This window comes from Bradyrhizobium sp. 2TAF36, assembly GCF_052114925.1.
In the GTDB taxonomy this organism is placed as follows: Bacteria; Pseudomonadota; Alphaproteobacteria; order Rhizobiales; family Xanthobacteraceae; genus Bradyrhizobium; species Bradyrhizobium barranii.
This window is the reverse complement of record NZ_JBFRFR010000062.1, coordinates 19763-35952: the sequence shown is the minus strand read 5'-3', so window position 1 is coordinate 35952 and position 16190 is coordinate 19763. Positions and strand designations below refer to the sequence as shown.

Below are 16190 nucleotides of genomic sequence, written 5' to 3'. Positions count from 1 at the left end.
GATCTCGCGATCGATTGCAGATTGAGTGGCAGGAACTCTTGTGAGAGACTTTCGGACATCGGTCGCGCAATCAATGACGCGCCGACGAAAATTTTATGGGAGCGAGCGATGTCCGGGACGAAAGATTTCTCGACGACGAGGCGCGATCTTCTTCAGGCGGCGGCGACCGCCGGCGCCGCGACTGCCCTTCTCGGCAGCATGGGCATAAACCCCGCCCTTGCAGCCGAGGTCGGACGATCCGAGAAGCCGCTGAAGGCGGCCTTCTCCAATGCGGGCCTCCAGGCCACCTGGTGCGCCCAGGGCAAGCAGGCGGCGGAATTCTGGGGCAAGCTGTTCAATGTCGAGGTGACCTGGTTCAATGGCCAGCTCGATGCGGTGAAGCAGCGCGCGGCGATCGACAACATGGCCTCGCAAAAGTGGGACTTCGTCGCGATCCAGGCCTTCGGTATCGGCACCCTCACCCAGCCCGTGCAGAAGATGATCGATGCCGGCACGCCGGTGATCGACATGGACACGCTGATCGCGCCGCTCGATCAGATCAACGTCCACTCTTTCCTCGCCCCCGACAACGAGTTCATGGGCGCCTCGGTGACGCAGGCGCTGTGCAACGCCATGGGCGGCAAAGGCAAGATCATCATGACGCAAGGCGCGCTCGGCCATACCGGCGCGCAAGGCCGGGCGAAGGGCTTCAACACCGTCGTCAAGCAGTTCCCGAACATCGAGGTGCTCGACACCCAACCCGCCGACTGGGACGTGTCGAAAACCGCGCGGCTGTGGGAAACCTATCTGACCAAATATCCGCAGATCGACGCGGCGTTCTTCCACAATGACGACATGGCGCTCGCCGCCGCCAACATCATGAAGGCGCGCAACCGCACCAACATCCTGATCGGCGGCGTCGATGCGATGCCACCGGCGATCCAGGCGGTGAGCGAAGGCCGCATGTACGCGACCGTGCGCAATCCGTCCTGCCGCATCCATGGCGGCGCGATCATCGCGGGCGTTTCCGCCGTGGTCGGCGGCGAGAAGAGCGGACAGGGCATTCCCAAGAACGTCGTCACCGACGGCCCGGTCGTGACCAAGGCCAACGCCGCCGGGATGCAGTGGATGCAGGATCACTTCCTGATCTGAGCCTCCATGCCTGAGGTTCGTTCGCTCATCCTGGAACTGCAAGGCATCACGAAGAGCTTCGGCGGCGTCGAGGCGCTTCGTGGTGTCGACTTCGCGCTCTCACCCGGCGAGATCCACGGTCTCGTCGGCGAGAACGGCGCCGGCAAAAGCACGCTGATGAAGATCATCGCCGGCGTGCACAGCGAATTCTCCGGCCGCTTCCTGATCGACGGGAAGGAGACGCATTTCCGCTCCGCCCGCGATGCGCACGCGGCCGGGATCGCCATGGTACATCAGGAGCTGAGCGTCGCACCCGATCTCACGGTCGCCGAGAACGTGTTCCTGGGCAATCAGCCGACCAACCGGTTCGGCCTCGTGCAATGGCGGCGCATGGCGCGCGAGGCCGGCGAGCAGCTCGCCCGCTTCGGCATCGACGTCGATCCGATGTCCAGGCTCGGCGACCTCCCGATCGGGCTCCAGCAGCTGATCGAGATCGCCCGGGTGCTGTTCTCCGGCGCCCGCATCATCATCCTGGACGAGCCGACCTCCGCCCTCTCCCCGCCCGAAGTCGAGCGGCTGTTCGCGACGCTGCGGCGGCTGCGCGAGGAAGGCACTGCAATCGTCTTCATCTCGCATTTCATCGAGGACATCCTGCTTGTGTCCGACACGGTGACCGTGTTCCGCAACGGCCGGAAGGTCGCCGAGACCGCGGCGGCTGCGACCAGCAAGGGCGCGCTGATCGAGGCCATGATCGGCCGCGGCGGCGAAGCGCTCGAGCACAGCTACACCGATGACCTCATGCTGCCACGGCCGAGCGACAGCTCCGTGGTCCTGAAGGTCGACCAATTGTCTCTGGCCCGCAGTCTGAAGGACATCTCCTTCGAGGCGCGCGCCGGCGAGGTGCTCGGCATCTACGGGTTCATGGGCTGCGGCCAGCAGGAGCTGTCGCGCATCCTGTTCGGCAAGCTGAAGCCGGACGGCGGCACGCTCGCCGTCGAGGGCAAGCCAAAAACCTTCGCCAGCACGGCGGCGGCCCGGCGCGCCGGCGTAGCTTTGGTGCCGGAGAGCCGGCGCGCCATGCTGTTTCACCAGGAGCCGGTCTACAAGAACATCTCGATCAGCATTCTCGACCGCATCTCGTCGCTGCTGCTCAAGCCGGCCCAGGAGCGCGACATCGCCAAGCGCCAGGTCGAGCAGCTGCAGATCAGGCCGCCTGTGGTCGGCCTCGATCTCGGTATGCTCTCCGGCGGCAATCAGCAGAAGGTCGCGCTGGCAAAATGGCTGACCTATCCGCCGAAGCTGCTGGTGCTGTGCGAGCCGACCCGCGGCATGGATGTCGGCGCCAAGAACGACGTCATCAACATCGTCCGCGATCTCCGCGCCAAGGGGCTTGCGGTCATCGTGCTGTCGACCGAGCCCGAAACGGTGCTGTCGCTGGCCGACCGCATCCTCGTGCTCAAGCGCGGCGCATTGGTGCGGGAATTCAAGAACGAGCCGGTCAGCAAGGACCGCCTGCTGGAAGCGGCGTGACGGAGAAGCACCATGGCGAGCAGTGAGACGGCTTTGGCGGCAGGTCAGCGGCCGCGCGGCGTTGCGCCCTTCCTGCGCTCGCAGATGCGCAACATCGCGCCGTTCCTCACCCTGATCTTCCTCTCCGCCTTCTTCGCCTTTGCCAGCCCCTCCTTCGCGACGTTGGACAATCTCGGCAACATCCTGACGCAGGTGTCGGTGACCGGCATCATCGCGGTCGGCCTCACCTTCGTGATCCTCTGCGCCGAGATCGACCTCTCGGTCGCCAGCATCGCCAACGTCACCGGCATCGCGGTCGCCTACTTCACGCTGCAGGAATCCTACGTCAACATCGCCAACATCCCCCTGCCCGGCGCGGTCGCGATCATCCTGTCGATCCTGCTCTGCGCGCTGCTCGGCCTCGTCAACGCGCTCGGCCTGACCGTGATCGGTATCCCCTCCTTCATCATGACGCTGGCGATGATGCAGATCGCGGCCGGCGTCTCGGCGCTGCTGGTGCGCGGCCAGATCGCCTACAAGGTGCCCGGCCTGATCACCACGCTCGGCTCGGGCTCGATCGGCGGCATCCCCTGGATCGTCATCGTCGCGGCCATCATGCTGCTTGGCGGCCATCTGGTGCTGACCTACACGCGCTTCGGCCGCTACGTCTACATGGTCGGCGGCAACCGCGAAGCGGCCGAATATTCCGGCCTCAACGTCAAGCTCATCCTCGGCGCCGTCATGGTGATCTCGGCGGTGTGCTCGGGCATCGGCGGCATGCTCGGCGTCGCCCATTTCGGCAGCGCGCAGCAGAACGAGTTCGACACTTATCTACTCGACTCCATCGCCGCCGTCGTCGTCGGCGGTACCAGCCTGTTCGGCGGCCGCGGCGGCATCGGCAACACCATCGTCGGGCTCTTCGTTCTCGGCGTCCTCAATAACGGCCTCGACCACGTCAACATCGACAGCTTCCTGAAGATCCTGATCCGCGGCCTGATCCTGCTGGCGGCGCTGGTCATCAACGTCTACGCGCAGCGGCTCAGGGAAAAAGCGGCGGAGTAGGCAGCCCTCAAAACAAAAACGCGAAAACAACCCCATGCACAGTACAAATCATTGAAGAATCCGGTTTCGATTGGCTTGAGTCTTTGTCGCAGAGAGGTTTGACACGTCGGGCAAAACAGGAGCACAACGTCGTCATGGCGCCGTGCCTTTAAGGCCGATGGGCTCAGGACCGCGACCCAAACTCCGTCATTGCGAGCGCAGCGAAGCAATCCAGGAATCTACCCGCGGATACATGTCTGGAGCGCCGTCTCAGGCGGCGCGCTGGTTGTGTCGCGACGAGAGGTCCGGGCACAGCACGAGCTTGCCCTCGAGGCCACCAGTCTCGAGGCGACGGTGAGCATCGGCGACCTCGTCGAAGGAGATCCGCTCGGCGATGCGCGGCCGGATGGCACCCGTGGCCAAAAGCCCGAACAGCCGCTCCAAGTCCTCCTTGAACCAGGTGGGATGTCGCGCCCGCATGGCATTTACCGAGTAGAACCGGGCCCGCTTGCCGCCGGGCAACAATCTCCACAGGTAAAGGCGCGCGATCTCCATCACGATAGGGAGCATGCGACGCTGCGCTTGCACGCTCGCCGAGAAACCGATGGCACAGAGCAGGCCGCCTGGCTTGAGCGCCGCGTATGAGCGGCGATAGCCGTCTTCGCCAACGCCGTCGACGATAACGTCGAACCCGCCCGGCAGGACCCGCGTGAAGTCCTCATGCTGGTAGTCGATCGGCGTTGCCCCTAGCTCTCGGACGAGCGCCATGTGCTCGCCGCGCGCGGTGCCCCACAGCTCGATGCCGGCCAGTCTCCCGAGCATGAGCAGCGCCTGGCCGACGGCGCCGGCGGCGCCGTGCACGAGCACGCGCTGGCCTCGCTGGACCCGGGCCGCGCGGTGCAGAAGCTGGTACGCGGTCGTCCAGCTCAAGATCAACGTGGCCGCCTCCGCCGCGTCTACGCCCTCCGGCACGCGGGCCACGTCGTTCGCCCGAAGCGTTCGATAGTCGGCGTTTGACCCGACCACCGTCATGTCGGCCACGCGGTCGCCAATCCGAAAGTCGTGCACGCCTTCACCGAGCTGGTCGATTGTCCCGACCACGTCGTAGCCCATTACGAACGGCGGCCGGAGGCTCATCGTTTGCGGGTATAGATGGCGCCTGATCAACACCTCGGTGTAGTTGAGGCTCGACGCAAGTACACGGACCCGCAGCTCGCCCCGGCTGGCGGTCGGCAAGGGAGCGTCGACCACCTCCAGCCTCTCGGGATCACCGAAGAGGCTGACTTGAACAACTCGATTGCGCGGCTCCATCATCGGCGATCTCCCTGCAATGTCGTGATCCAGCGCAAGGACGGGCACACTACCGCAACGACTTTGCATCGCCACGTCGGCAAGCACTGAGGATATGGCCGGCCTGAAGTTCTACCTTGATTTGGCTCAAGGCACGCGATGCGCAATTTGATCGCCACCGAGGCATAGCGGACTTTCGCGAGCCGTGAGCGCGGCCGATTTATGGGTTCACGGCCTCATCCGGCGGGAGCCGCGAGAAGCGGAAATTGCAGTGGCTCGCGCCGCCCGCCAATGTTTGTGTGCGCTCCAGGCGGATGCCGCGCGCTGCGTAGGCGACGAATTCGAGGCCGCAGATATTCGGCAGGATGTCCTTGTCCCCGTGGCGCGCTGCGAGCTTGCAGAAGCCGCAGGCCTTGTAGTTGATGCCGAATTCGAATCTGTCTTGCGGACCCGGCTCTACGAAATCGTAGACGAAGTCTTCCGGAAACTCTTCCTGATGAGCTTTTGCGACGCTCCTTGCCGCCTGCTCGCGCAGCAAGGCCTGGTTCTCCGGCGACATGAATTGCCGCCCCGAGGCGAGACGCTCCGCCTCGGGCGCAGTCAGCAATTGCGCCTTGTAGGTGTCTCGCTCGATCTCGCCAATCACAGGTACCGGCACGCCATGTCGGCGCAGCACCCGGCTGATGGCCATAAAACCCATGAGGCGCATGAAGAAATCGCTCATGCGGCTTGCCGCGCCGCCGACATAGGGCATCTGGGTGAGGACAATCTCGAATTCGTCCATCACCTCCCGCCTGATCCCGTCGATGTCGGTGAGATCAGTGCGCTCGCGCAGCATCGCTTCGGCAAGGTCGAGCCGCTCGCGCATGGCGGCCTCCATTGCGTTCCGATGCGTCTGGTAGAAGGGATGGATCATCTCAGCCATTGGACACCTGACGGCTCATTGCAAGGTTGGCGAAGCCGGCTTCATTCCGCGGCGATCGCCTCGATCTCCAGCAGCCATTTGCTGTCAACGGTCTCGACGACCACGACCGTCAGCGCCGGTCGATGCTCGCCGAGCGCCTTGCTGCGAATGGTGCGGTTGGTCACGACTTGAGTCCGGTCAGTCAGGAACGTGGTGACCTTGACCAGATGCTCGACGCCAAGCCCCGCGGCGGCGAGCACCTCGATCACGTTGCGCCAGGCCTGCGCGCATTGCGCCTCGAAACCTTCGGGCACGGTGCCGTCGGTTTTCTCGGGCACCTGGCCGCTGACGAACAACAGGCGGCGATGCTGCGTCAATTCAAGTCCCATGCTGTAACCGCCGGCGGGAGGATGGACCGTTGCGGGATTGTGGTTGACGATGTGAGCCATGTCAGTTTGCCTCCTGTTCGACGAATTCGAGCGCCAGACCATGCGCGGTGGCGGGTGGCACCAACAGCACGGCACCGGTCATCGCGAAGCCGACGCCGTTGTGTTTCAGTGTTCGCCCTGTCGCATCCAGATCAGCGACCGCCAGACGCGCCGCGCAAAAGCGCGGCGAAGCGCTGTTCGCGAGGCCCGGTAACCGGCGCGCCAGCTCGGACGGGCCAAGCAAGGTGATATGATTGCCGCGCTCACCAATCGTCAGCCGCCCCGGCGCAAGCTCGGCCGTGCCTTCCGTGAGGCGCTCGAGGAAATCGCGATGCGCCGCCGGCTCCGCCGCCGACATCACCACCTCGACCACGCGGAGCGCGCCGTTGGGATGACGCTGATACTGCGCCTTCCAGAACAGTTCCGGCGGGTGACGCTGCTGGCAGGTGAAGAACGCGATCCCGGGCATGGCGGGATCGGTGGCAAAGGCCAGCGAAAACGCGACGCGCGCCGTGCCTCCGCCCGGGAGCACCGCGTCGCGGCCGAAATCGAACGGCGCATAGTCGCCGATGCGGTCGGCCCTAAAACGCACTGCATCGGCATGGGCGTCGGTGCTGTGCAAGACCAGCATCGACATTCCCTCGGCGGTCGCAAGAAAATCGCGGTTGTGGGCCGCGAAGCTGAAATGGCCCGGCGTGGCTGGCGGCACCAACGCATTGTCGGTGACGGCCAGCAACTCCAGAAAATTGTCGGCGAACTGCGCCAGGCGGTTGCTGGTTCCGAACGGATGCACACCGGTCGGCGTGAGGTTGAAGCCGAGCCGCTGCCAATCCAGCGCGGCCTGTTCCAGATCGCGGACGCAAATGACGAGATGATCTAAACGACGGGGCATGGGGGGTCTCCGGATTGCGGGCCGACCGTATCCGGCGATGACGGCGCCGATCAAAGCATTGTTGCTGCGGTTCAGCGCAAGAAAATCTATTGCAAGGCCAAGGCCCATCGGTGTCAAACTGCGGTGCGATGACCTACGCCCTTCCCCCGCTCAACGCGCTCCGCGCTTTTGAGGCCGCCGCCCGGCATCTCAGCTTCAAGCTGGCCGCGCACGAGCTGCACGTGACACCTGCCGCCGTGGGACAGCAGGTGAAGGCGCTGGAGGCACGCCTCGGCGTGCAGCTGTTCGAGCGGCTGCATAAGCAGCTCATTCTCACCGCGGCCGGTCAGGCCTATCTGCCCGGGGTCTCCGAAGGTTTTCGCCACATTGCGGAGGCGACCTCGCAATTGAAGCCGGCGGGCGCGGTGCTGCTGCAGTTGGGGGTCCATGGCAGCTTCGACCTGCGCCGGCTCGAATTGGCGGAGTTTCGCAGCGCGCATGCGGAGATCGGTTTGCGGGTGCTGCAGCCGGCCGGCCTGCACGAGTTGGTCGAGGGCAAGGTCGAGCTGCTGATCGCCCGCGGTCTCGGCCGCTATCCGGGCTATCGCTGCGACCGGGTCAATGAGGGATCAGGCCTCGGTGATTGGCTGATCGCGCCTGAAGGCACCGCGGATTGCCCCGAGATCGTCAGCTTCCGCGACTGGCTGCGCGCCCTGCCAGCCGAGAACCCGCTCGCAAACCGCCGCCCGCGTCTGGTCGGCATCAGCGGAAGCTAAGRCGACCGTGAGGCATGGCTTGAGCCCTCGCCGCTAGGACGTTTGAGACGTCGGGCAAAACACCGGCACAAGTCCATCATGGCGCTGGTCCCGTAGAGACCACCGAGCTCACGGCAGCGGTTCGACCTTCGCCGCCATATCGGGAACCCGCGTGATCTTATACATGGCGTTGCTGCATCTAAGAACCCAAACGTCGCGATCAGGTCGAGACGCCTTCGTGTTCTTCTTTGCGCCGAGTGGCTTTTCGCAAGTGAAGCCTTGCGTGCGTATCTGGGCCGCAAGCATTCCCTGAACGGTTTCGGCCGGAATCTGCTGCGCCCGCACTTGCGGAGCAAATAGAATAAAAACGAAGGCAAGTAGTAATGATCCAGATGCTCTGTGCATGATTTCAACCCTTGAAGCAGCCGCCCCGCAAGTTCGAACATCGCACTGTAGCAGAAACACCGGTGTTGTCCGCGCCGGGCCTTCCGCGCCGTAGCGCGCTAGCTGCACTCATTGTCAGGACAACGAGCGCGGATTGGTAGCAATTTGCCCGAAAGCAGACCTATTGTGCTCAGTTCAAGCTTTGTCGTTCATGACCCAAGGCGGACCTGACGCGCTCCCGGTGCGGTGTGTTAAAATAGTAGGGAACGGATCGTGTCTATGCCAAGAACTGCTGCTGTCATCGGCACCGCCATCTTCTTCGTGTTCGCGCCCTGCGTGGTGGCTGGGGTGGTCCCGTGGTGGATTTCACGCTGGGAGTTCAGGTTGCCGTTTCTCGGCGTCGAGCTCACGCGCTTCGTCGGCGCCGCGCTAATTCTTGCCAGCTTAGCCGGGCTCGTGGATTCATTCGCGCGTTTCGCACTGCAGGGGCTCGGCACGCCGGCGCCGATCGCCCCGACCCAACATCTCGTCGTTACCGGCCTCTATCGCTATGTGCGCAATCCAATCTACGTGGCGGTCGCCGCCGTCATTTTCGGCCAGGCGCTCCTGTTCGGCGATTGGGGGCTGTTCGCCTACGGCGCAGTCGTCTGGCTCGCCTTCCACCTTTTTGTCGTGGGCTACGAAGAGCCGACGCTAAAAAGGTCATTCGGCGCGGAATACGAAGCGTTCTGCATCAATGTGCCGCGTTGGATCCCGCGCCTAACTGCGTGGCGAGGCGGTCGGTAGCTGCCGTAGCGCATGACCTCGGCGCTGATTTTTGATGAGCTTCTCGAAGGCTCCTCAACAAAGTTTGTCTGCAATTGGGCCCATCAGCGAAGTGGCGGCACGCCTCATTGAGGTCCGATCAAATAGGGCATAGCGGACTGAATTTGCTCAGGTTGAGTTTTTCGTAGTTTGACCCAGAGCGGTCATCAGCCGCCGTATTCGGGCGAAGTTGATATAGATCAACCTTGATGATGTGCATAGTCGATACCGCAAAATGTTGCTTGCAGTCTCTTCGGTAGGAATGAGCCGCAAAGGATAGTCAGTCGTTCAATCATTGACACATAAGGAGACGCGCAAATGAGGAAGCTTGCTTCGGTAGGATTGATCGCCGCGGCCATGTTCGCTAGTCCGGCCATGGCCGCGTGGTACGACCAAAACGGCGCAGCCGTCCATCCGTCCCGCGTTGTTCACTGCATCCGGGCGCCAGACGTTGGCAGTTTTGCCGGAGGGCCGTTCAATAAGCCTCCCTGCGAACCGGCAAGCTGGCGTAGGTCGGCGTGGCGCGACAAAACCGGTGCAGTCGTCCCCACCTCTAACGTCGTTCACTGTGTCCGGGCTCCAGACGTTGGCAGTTATGCCGGAGGTCCGTTTAATAAGCCTCCCTGCGAACCGGCAACCTGGCGCTGAGGCGAGCGGCAAGATGCCGCCAACGTTCCCTGCGAAGCGAACGTTCGATGTCGGGACGGTTGGTTGACGCTGCGCGCTGGTGCCAAAATCACAGAGCGTAGACAAGTAGACAAAGAGAGCAACTGGCCGCCTGCGAGTGGCCAGTTCTCGCTTTACATCCGCGTCCACTGGGCGAGAGCAATATCCTCGATGGTCAGTGGAGACCGCCGTTTGTCAAGCGAATACAATCGAGCAGTTAACTACGGCGTCCGCAACGCGGTTCCGAGATGCGAACGGACGATATATCGAACGTCGGTTGTTGGCCCTTAACGGACCTATGGACGCTGTCGTGGATTTGTCTGCTGCTGACCCAGCTGAGACATCGGCGCGGGGCCTCTGTCCCGCGTTTTGTGTTTAGGACCACGGCGGCTCTTCGCTCTTCCCGACCGCCTCGTGGTGGGTCGTGACACCCGCCGAACGCAAGCCGGTCAGCAATACGGTTCTCACAGAGGCCGGATCGAATCCAATATCCTTGGCGTTTGGTGGATGTGCTTCGCTGCCCTTCAACCGGAGCGCCAAGTGCAATTGCTCGCAAAGGTGCCGAACGACGAGATTGACCTGATCGTCAGTCATGATCTGCCTTTCCTGCTACATTTTGCTACCCAACCATGTAGCACACATGAAAATAGGGCGGTACGCGATTGGACCGCGCCAAGGATCAACCCCAGGCGATTGCCCATGGGCGGATCCCAAAAATCGTCCGCCTGTCAGGACAAACCGGACGTGGCTAGCGGGCCGCTGGAGCGACGCTTTTGACCGCGACGGACGCGCCTTCCATCCCTAGGGATGCCCGCCCTCGGTCGAAGCCAATTGCGTCTGCCCCGCAATCTCGTCAGCCCGCCAGCACCTCACCTCATGTCCATCGGCGCGCGTTTCCAGCACCGGACCGGGCTCGTGGCGACACACGGCCTCCGCGTACCGGCAACGCGGGCTGAAGGCGCATCCGTTCGGCGGATTGAGCGGATTGGGAAGGTCGCCCCCCGTCGTTGCTAGCGGCGCATGACGCAGCGGATCGGGGATGGCGGCGATCAGGGCCTGCGTGTAGGGGTGCGCCGGCCGTTCGAAGATTTCGCGCCAGTGGCCATTCTCGACGATCCGGCCGAGATACATGACGGCGACGCGGTCGCTCATGTGCTCGACGACGCCGAGGTCGTGGCTGATCATGATGTAGGAAAGACCGAGCGTGTCCTTCAATTCCAGCAGCAGGTTGATGATCTGGGCGCGGATCGAGACGTCGAGCGCCGATACGGGCTCGTCGCAGATGACGATCCTGGGATTGAGGATCAGGGCGCGCGCAATCCCGATGCGCTGGCGCTGGCCGCCGGAGAATTCATGCGGATAGCGGTCGGCCTGTTCCGGCCGCAGGCCGACATGCCGCAGCATCGTCGCAACGCGGTCCTCGATCTCGCTTTTTGCGGTCACACCATGCACACGCAGGGGATCTTCCAGCGTGCGGCGGACGGTCTGGCGTGGGTTGAGCGAGGCGTAGGGATCCTGAAAGACGATCTGCACGGTGCGGGCAAGCGACTTTCGGTCGCCGGATTGCCTGTTCGTCACCACCTGCCCGTCCAGCACGATGCGACCGCGCGTCGGCGTCAACAGACCCAGGATCGACAATGCGACCGTCGACTTGCCCGAGCCGGACTCGCCGACAAGGCCGAGGCATTCGCCTCGTCTCAGCCTGAGATCGACTCCGTCGACGGCACGGAGCACCCGCCGGCCGCGGCCGAGCCAGCCGCCCCCCATCGGAAAATGAACCGCGAGATCCTCGATGCTGAGAATGAGGTCGTCGTCCGGCCTCGCTTCCCCCTGCATGGCTTGCGGCTCATGCATGGTGGTAACACCGGACGAAACCGCCGGCCTCCAGCAAATCCGTCTGCGGCGCAACCGTGCGGCAGATCTCGGTGGCCTGCGTACAGCGCGGATTGAACCGGCAGCCATCCGGGAAATTCGTGATGGCTGGAACCACGCCCGCGATCTCCTTGAGCCTGGTGCGGCCAAGCGCGGCCCGACTGCCCAGCCGCGGCAGCGAGGCGACCAGGCCCTGCGTATAGGGATGCGAAGGCGCCCGGAAAATATCGGCGGAGCCGCGCTCCTCGACGATGCGGCCGGCATACATGACGGCGACACGGCGGCAGACATTGGCCACGAGGCCGAGATCGTGGCTGATCATCAGGATCGCCGTCCCCCTCTCGGCGCACAGATTGCGCATCAGCTCGATGATTTCGGCCTGCACGGTCACGTCGAGCGCGGTGGTCGGTTCGTCGGCGATCAGGAGGTCCGGACCGCATGCGAGGGCGATGGCGATCATGACGCGCTGACGCATGCCGCCGGACAGCTGGTGCGGGTAATCGTTGACGCGCCGCTCCGGTGCGGGGACGCGGACGCTCGCCAGCGCCTCGACCGCGAGCTGGTTGGCTTCCCGCCAGCTCTTGCCCTTGTGCAGCACGAACATCTCGGCGATCTGCCGCCCCACCGGCGAGACCGGGTTCAGCGCCGTCATCGGCTCCTGGAAGATCATGGCGATGCGATTGCCGCGCAGCTCCCGCTGCCTGGCCGCGGAAAGGTGCTGGATCTCCCGTCCCTCAAACCGGATGACGCCGCCGCCGATGGACAACGGCTGCCGCAACAGGCCGATCAAGGCGAGCGCCGTGATGCTCTTGCCGCAGCCGGATTCGCCGACCAGCCCGAATGTCTCGCCGCGATCGATCCGGAATGAAATGCCCTCGGCCGCCGCAACGCGCCTTGCTCCGTCGTCGAGATCGATGCGCAAATCCTCGACTTCAATCAGCGGCGCGCCGGTCATGTCCGCCGGCTCCGCGACTGGGGATCGAGAATGTCACGCAGGCCGTCGCCGAGCAGGTTCAGGCCGAGCACCGTCAGGAAGATGGCAAGGCCCGGAAACACCGAGAGCCACGGCGCCGTCGTGATCTGGTCGCGGGCGTCCGACAACATGCTGCCCCAGCTCGGAAAGGGCGGGCGGACGCCGAGGCCGAGGAACGACAATGCGGCTTCCGACAGGACCGCGCTGCCCATGCCCAGCGTGCCGATGACGACGATGGGGCCGAGCATGTTCGGCAGCAGCTGCGTGATCATGATCCGCAGATCGCCGTAGCCGAGCACGGTTGCCGCCTGGACATAGCCCTGGCTCCGGAGCGACAGCGCCGACGCGCGGGCGATCCGGCACGTGAAGGACCAGTTGGTCAGGCCGAGCGCGATCAGCAGGCTCGTGAGGCCGGGGCCAAGCACCGCCATGATGGCGAGCGCGAAGATCAGCGAGGGGATCGCGAGCATCAGATTGGTCAGGCCGTTGACGAAATCGTCCCACCAGCCGCCCCAATAGCCCGCGCTCAAGCCGAGCGCGACGCCGATGACGCTGTTGATGAGCTGCGAGACGATGCCAACGGTCAGCGAGACGCGGGCGCCGTAGACGACGCGGGAATAGATGTCGCGGCCCTGGTCGTCGGTGCCGAACCACCAGGTCCAGCTCGGAGGCTCCTCCGCGTTCATGAGGTTAGCGTCGAGGACGGGATCGGTGTGCGCCAGCCAGGGCGCGAGCAGGCCGACCAGGATCGCAAGCGCGAACAGCGCGCCGCCGATGATGAGATTGGCGCGGAGCTTCATGCGTATCTGATCCTGGGATCGATCACGCCGTAGAGCACGTCGATCAGCAGATTGATCGCGAGAAAGGCCAGCACCACCACGAGAATGGAGCCTTGGACGGCGGGAATGTCACGCTGGAGCACGCTGTCGACCAGCAGCGAACCGATGCCCGGCCAGGAGAACAGTTTCTCGACCACGACCGCCTGCCCCATCAACCCGCCGAACTGAAGGCCGACGGTGGTGAGAATGATGACGAGCGCATTGCGCATCACATGCCACTTCACGACACGCGTCTCGCTCATGCCCTTCGAGCGCGCGGTGCGGACGAAATCAGCGGTCATGATCTCGAGGACCGCAGCGCGCGTCGTGCGGGCAAATAGCGCCATCGGCGAGACGCCAAGCGTCACGGCCGGCAGAAGCAGATATTTCAGCCCTCCATCGCCATAGCCGAAGCTCGGCAGCCAGCCGAGCTTCAACGCAAACAGATACATCAGCACCAATCCGAGCCAGAATTTGGCAATGGAAAGGCCCGACACCGCCAGCACCATGGCAAGCGTATCGACGATGCCCCCGGGTTTTAGCGCTGCGATGAAACCAAGGGGAACACCGATCAAAATCGCAAACGTCATGGCCGTGAAGATGAGCTGCAGCGTCGGCCAGGCCCGTTTGGCGATCATGGTCGTGACAGGCTCGCGGGTCCGGAACGAGGTGCCGAAGTCACCGGTCGCGAGCTTGGCGATGTAGGCGCCGAAACGCCAATAGAGGGGATCGTCGAGGCCGAGCTGCTTCTTCATGCGCAGCTCGACCTGGGGATCGCTGTCGTCGCTCATGCTCGAGACAATGCTGCCGGGAACGACGCTGAACAGCACGAAGACCAGCAGCACGACAGCGAGCACGGTCGGAATGGTTTGCAGAAGACGGCGGAGCAGGAACGAGAGCATCCAGGCTTTTCCTCTCTCCCCCCACCGCTCGTCGCGATGGAGGGAGCGCGAGAGCGCGTGTCACTTCGCGGGCGAGGTCTCGCCGACCCAGAGGTCTTCGACGTTCTGATGGGTCAGCTCCGTCGCATTGAGCTGAACGCCCTTGAGCCACGGCTGCACCGCCATGACCGCCTTGTTGTAGTTGAAGAACCAGACCGGCGCTTCCTCATAGAGCAGCGCATTGGCCTTTTGCAGCAGCTCGGTGCGCTTTGCGGGATCGTCGGCCTGCCCTGCCGCATCGATCAGCTTGTCGAAGTCGGCATTCTTGTAGTTCATGTAGTTGCAGGCCGGCTGCGGCGTCGAGGAGTGGAAGCATTTGAGCGCGGCCAGGGGATCCGGGCCGGTCGCCTGGGAATAGATGAAGGCCTGGTAGTCGCCGCTGCGCACCACCTCGGCCAGCACCGCGGTTTCGACCTGCTTGACCTTCGCCTTGATGCCGACCTTGTCCAGCATCGGGATCACGGCCGAGACGATCGGCAGGCCCCAGCTTTCATTCTGGCTGGTGGTCCATTCGAACTCGAAGCCCTGCGGATAGCCGGCCTCCGCGAGCAGCTGCTTGGCCTTGGCGGGATCGTAGGGGTAAGGCTTCATCGCCTTGTCGTAGGCTGGAGATGTCAACGGCAGCCAGCTGGTGGCGCGATAGGCTTTGCCCTTGACCAGCTTGCTGATGATCAGGTCGGTATCGATCGCGTAGTTGATCGCCTGCCGGACGCGCTTGTCGGTGAACGGCTTGAACGAGGGATTCATGCCCATATAGCGCGTGAAGACCTCGGCGACTTCGACGATGGTGCCCTTGAGGTCGGCGTCCGACTGATAGGCGACATACTGGGCGGGCCCGAGCACCGAGGTGTCGATCTCCTTGTTGCGGAAGGCGACATCGCGCGCCGCGGCCTCACCCATGATCGACACGATGACCTTGTCGGCGTAGGGCTTGCCGGGCTTGTAGAACCGGTCCCACCGCTCCAGAACGATGCGCGATCCCGGCACGTGCTCGACGAATTTGAAGGGCCCGAGACCGATCGGCTTCTGGATAAAGCTCTCCTTGGCGGCCTCGTCGGCGGGATAGATCGAGGTCAGCGCGGTGAAGAAATAGAAGCCCGGATCGACTTTCTCGGTCAGCTTCATCTCGAGGGTGAAGTCGTCGATCTTCTTCAGGCCGGAGATCTCCTTGGCCTGGCCCTTCTCGACCGCGGCCGCGCCCTCGATCACACGAACAAAACGCGCGCCGGGATAGGCCTTGGTGCCGTCCATGATGCGGTTGTAGGACCAGATGACGTCGTCGGCGGTCATCTTGCGGCCGTTGTGGAAATAGGCGTCGTCGCGCAGCTTGAAGGTGTGAACGAGACCGCCGCCCGAGACCACGTCCTCCTTGGCGAGCTCCAGAACCGGCTTGCCCTCCGCGGAATTCCAGATGTAGAGCGACCGGTGCAGCGCCTTGGCGTAGATCTCGTCCTGGGCGCGCTGCGTGGTGTGAATATCGAGGCTCGTGAAACTCGAACCGTAGGGCGCCGTCATGCGGATGGTTCCRCCCTTGCGCGGCGCCTGGGCCTCCGCCGAGGTGGCGAGCGCCAGCCCCAAACCAGCGACGATCGCGATCATCCTGAACATCATGTGTCCCCCAACAACGCAGGTATTCCGATTAGGGATTTGATCATTCGTAGCCCGTCGAACGCAAGCTTCGTTTTGATGGCGACGGGTTCCGGAACGCGGCGCTCGCGARACCCTCGGAGGCCAGGTTGCGTCCCAAGCGGTGCAAGCCGCCGATTGCGGTGCATCATGAGCGACCAAGAGCAGTGAACATTTTTCGTGATCAACGCGACCAAG

16 protein-coding genes are annotated in these 16190 nt (G+C 63.7%); 5 read left to right on the top strand and 11 right to left on the bottom strand.

What is annotated here, in order from left to right:
• The first annotated feature begins 108 nt into the window (after positions 1 to 108).
• From AB4Z51_RS31015 to AB4Z51_RS31005, 3 genes are read left to right on the top strand one after another with little or no spacing between them, the layout of a single operon-like run.
• Positions 109 to 1131, top strand: a complete 1023-nt coding sequence (locus tag AB4Z51_RS31015; protein ID WP_441498671.1) for a sugar ABC transporter substrate-binding protein — start codon at positions 109 to 111, stop codon at positions 1129 to 1131.
• A 6-nt stretch (positions 1132 to 1137) separates the two neighbouring features.
• Positions 1138 to 2640: a sugar ABC transporter ATP-binding protein gene (locus AB4Z51_RS31010; RefSeq protein WP_441498670.1), complete on the top strand. Its 1503-nt coding sequence runs from the start codon at positions 1138 to 1140 to the stop codon at positions 2638 to 2640.
• A 12-nt stretch (positions 2641 to 2652) separates the two neighbouring features.
• Complete coding sequence (locus tag AB4Z51_RS31005) at positions 2653 to 3681, top strand: ABC transporter permease (protein WP_135213843.1); 1029 nt, start codon at positions 2653 to 2655, stop codon at positions 3679 to 3681.
• Positions 3682 to 3930: 249 nt separating this feature from the next.
• Here the strand turns inward: AB4Z51_RS31005 and AB4Z51_RS31000 are convergent, their stop codons facing one another.
• The 4 genes from AB4Z51_RS31000 to AB4Z51_RS30985 all read right to left on the bottom strand — a co-directional run bounded on the left by AB4Z51_RS31000 (position 3931) and on the right by AB4Z51_RS30985 (position 7282).
• The gene (locus tag AB4Z51_RS31000; protein ID WP_439036700.1) at positions 3931 to 4974 is read right to left on the bottom strand and encodes a medium chain dehydrogenase/reductase family protein; all 1044 of its coding nucleotides are present in this window, start codon (positions 4972 to 4974) and stop codon (positions 3931 to 3933) included.
• Between the two features lie 196 nt (positions 4975 to 5170).
• A complete protein-coding gene (locus AB4Z51_RS30995; protein WP_441498669.1) occupies positions 5171 to 5875 on the bottom strand; it encodes an L-2-amino-thiazoline-4-carboxylic acid hydrolase in 705 nt (234 codons plus the stop codon).
• A gap of 41 nt (positions 5876 to 5916) precedes the next feature.
• Entirely contained in the window at positions 5917 to 6303 is a 387-nt protein-coding gene (locus AB4Z51_RS30990) for a RidA family protein (RefSeq protein WP_135213844.1), read from the bottom strand.
• Position 6304: 1 nt separating this feature from the next.
• Positions 6305 to 7282, bottom strand: a complete 978-nt coding sequence (locus AB4Z51_RS30985; protein WP_244623056.1) for a VOC family protein — start codon at positions 7280 to 7282, stop codon at positions 6305 to 6307.
• 20 nt (positions 7283 to 7302) lie between these two features.
• Between AB4Z51_RS30985 and AB4Z51_RS30980 the strand changes: the two genes are divergently transcribed.
• Positions 7303 to 7929, top strand: a complete 627-nt coding sequence (locus AB4Z51_RS30980; RefSeq protein WP_135213845.1) for a LysR family transcriptional regulator — start codon at positions 7303 to 7305, stop codon at positions 7927 to 7929.
• A gap of 108 nt (positions 7930 to 8037) precedes the next feature.
• On the opposite strand, the gene AB4Z51_RS30975 is transcribed toward AB4Z51_RS30980, so the two are convergent.
• The gene (locus AB4Z51_RS30975; RefSeq protein ID WP_167767920.1) at positions 8038 to 8313 is read right to left on the bottom strand and encodes a hypothetical protein; all 276 of its coding nucleotides are present in this window, start codon (positions 8311 to 8313) and stop codon (positions 8038 to 8040) included.
• A 258-nt stretch (positions 8314 to 8571) separates the two neighbouring features.
• On the opposite strand from AB4Z51_RS30975, the gene AB4Z51_RS30970 reads away from it, so the two are divergent.
• The gene (locus tag AB4Z51_RS30970) at positions 8572 to 9078 is read left to right on the top strand and encodes a methyltransferase family protein (RefSeq protein ID WP_441498668.1); all 507 of its coding nucleotides are present in this window, start codon (positions 8572 to 8574) and stop codon (positions 9076 to 9078) included.
• Positions 9079 to 10137: 1059 nt separating this feature from the next.
• Here AB4Z51_RS30970 and AB4Z51_RS30965 read toward each other — a convergent pair.
• The 6 genes from AB4Z51_RS30965 to AB4Z51_RS30940 form a co-directional block, all read right to left on the bottom strand.
• Entirely contained in the window at positions 10138 to 10356 is a 219-nt protein-coding gene (locus AB4Z51_RS30965) for a hypothetical protein (protein ID WP_028149073.1), read from the bottom strand.
• Between the two features lie 207 nt (positions 10357 to 10563).
• Positions 10564 to 11616 (bottom strand): ABC transporter ATP-binding protein, encoded by a 1053-nt coding sequence (locus AB4Z51_RS30960; protein WP_135216795.1) that lies wholly within the window; start codon positions 11614 to 11616, stop codon positions 10564 to 10566.
• Positions 11609 to 12589, bottom strand: a complete 981-nt coding sequence (locus AB4Z51_RS30955) for an ABC transporter ATP-binding protein (RefSeq protein WP_135216794.1) — start codon at positions 12587 to 12589, stop codon at positions 11609 to 11611. Before AB4Z51_RS30955 ends, AB4Z51_RS30960 begins: the two co-directional genes overlap by 8 nt.
• A complete protein-coding gene (locus AB4Z51_RS30950; protein WP_135216793.1) occupies positions 12586 to 13407 on the bottom strand; it encodes an ABC transporter permease in 822 nt (273 codons plus the stop codon). The genes AB4Z51_RS30955 and AB4Z51_RS30950 overlap by 4 nt, the downstream gene beginning before the upstream one ends.
• The gene (locus AB4Z51_RS30945; protein WP_063982990.1) at positions 13404 to 14327 is read right to left on the bottom strand and encodes an ABC transporter permease; all 924 of its coding nucleotides are present in this window, start codon (positions 14325 to 14327) and stop codon (positions 13404 to 13406) included. Before AB4Z51_RS30945 ends, AB4Z51_RS30950 begins: the two co-directional genes overlap by 4 nt.
• A gap of 60 nt (positions 14328 to 14387) precedes the next feature.
• Complete coding sequence (locus tag AB4Z51_RS30940) at positions 14388 to 15977, bottom strand: ABC transporter substrate-binding protein (RefSeq protein ID WP_135216792.1); 1590 nt, start codon at positions 15975 to 15977, stop codon at positions 14388 to 14390.
• Positions 15978 to 16190: the final 213 nt, after the last annotated feature.